At 68.5% G+C, this 1,715-nt stretch carries 2 protein-coding genes; both read left to right on the top strand.

Translation table 11 applies throughout. The features are described from left to right. Nucleotides 1-949, top strand: a 949-nt coding sequence (gene kdpA / locus SGA01_RS40700; RefSeq protein WP_141303462.1) for a potassium-transporting ATPase subunit KdpA, incomplete at its 5' end; no start/stop codon positions are given. Beyond that, the coding region (locus SGA01_RS40695) for a P-type ATPase actuator domain-containing protein (protein WP_443098419.1) at nucleotides 946-1,715 on the top strand (770 nt) is incomplete at its 3' end. The genes kdpA and SGA01_RS40695, both read left to right, overlap by 4 nt.

Below are 1,715 nucleotides of genomic sequence, written 5' to 3'. Positions count from 1 at the left end.
AGCCCACCCCTTCGAGAACCCCAACGGTCTCTCCAACCTCTTCGAGATCTACCTGATCCTCGTGATCCCGTTCGCGCTGACGCGGACGTTCGGCCGGATGGTCGGTTCGCTGAAGCAGGGGTACGCGATCCTCGGCACGATGGCCACCATCTGGGTCGTGTTCACGGGGCTGATGATGTGGACCGAGTTCGCCCACAACGGCCCGGCGTTCGACCTCGCCGGCGGTGCGATGGAGGGCAAGGAGACCCGGTTCGGGATCGGCGGCTCGTCGATCTTCGCGGTGGCCACGACGCTGACGTCGACGGGCGCGGTGAACTCCTTCCACTCCTCGTACACGGGCTTCGGCGGCGGCATCACGATGCTGGGCATGCAGCTCGGCGAGATCGCGCCCGGCGGTGTCGGCTCCGGCCTCTACGGCATGCTGATCATGGCGGTCATCGCGGTGTTCATCGCCGGACTGATGGTGGGCCGCACCCCCGAGTACCTGGGCAAGAAGATCGGCACCCGCGAGATCAAGTTCGCGGCCTGCTACATCCTCGTCACCCCGGCGCTCGTCCTCGGCTTCACCGCCGTCGCGATGGCCCTGGACACCCCGTCCCACTCGATGACGAACTCCGGCGCGCACGGCTTCTCCGAGATCCTGTACGCCTACACGTCCGGCGCCAACAACAACGGCTCCGCGTTCGCGGGTCTCAACGCCGACACCCAGTGGTTCAACTCGACGATCGGCATCGCGATGCTGCTCGGCCGGTTCCTGCCCATGGTGTTCGTCCTCGCGCTGGCCGGTTCGCTGGCCGAGCAGACGCCCGTACCGGAGACGGCGGGCACCCTGCGGACCGAGAAGCCGCTGTTCACCGGCCTCCTCGTCGGCACGATCATGATCATCGCCGGTCTCACCTACTTCCCGGCCCTCGCGCTGGGACCGCTCGCCGAAGGGCTCGCAGCATGAGCACCATCACTCCCACCCGGCCCCCGCAGTCGGGGCCGCCCAGCGACCGGCCGGCCGAGGCCGGGCGCGTCGGTGGCGGACTGTTCGACCCGAAGCAGCTGGTCACGTCCTTCCCCGACGCGATCAAGAAGCTCGACCCGCGCGTGATGGTCAAGTCGCCCGTGATGTTCGTGGTGCTCGTCGGCTCGGTCGTGACCACGGTGCTCGCGGTCAAGAACCCGGGGGACTGGTTCGGCTGGGCGATCACCGCCTGGCTGTGGCTGACGACGATCTTCGCCAACCTGGCGGAGGCCGTGGCCGAGGGCCGGGGCAAGGCCCAGGCCGACACCCTGCGCAAGGCCAAGACCGACACCGTCGCCCGCCGTCTCATCGGCAGGAACGAGGAGCGGGTCCCCGGCACCGAGCTGCGCATCGGCGACCTCGTGGTCTGCGAGGCCGGCGACATCATCCCCGGCGACGGTGACGTCGTCGAGGGCGTGGCCTCCGTCGACGAGTCCGCCATCACCGGCGAGTCCGCTCCCGTCATCCGAGAGTCGGGCGGCGACCGCTGCGCGGTCACCGGCGGCACCAAGGTCCTCTCCGACCGCATCGTCGTCAAGATCACCACGAAGCCCGGCGAGACCTTCATCGACCGGATGATCAGCCTGGTCGAGGGCGCCGCACGCCAGAAGACCCCCAACGAGATCGCCCTCAACATCCTGCTGGCGTCCCTCACCATCGTCTTCCTGCTCGCCGTCGTGACGCTGAAGCCTTTCGCGATCTACGC

The organism is Streptomyces gardneri, assembly GCF_006539185.1.
GTDB classification, from domain to species: Bacteria; Actinomycetota; Actinomycetes; order Streptomycetales; family Streptomycetaceae; genus Streptomyces; species Streptomyces gardneri.
The sequence above is the reverse complement of the archived record's forward strand: the minus strand, read 5'-3'. Positions and strand labels throughout refer to the sequence as shown.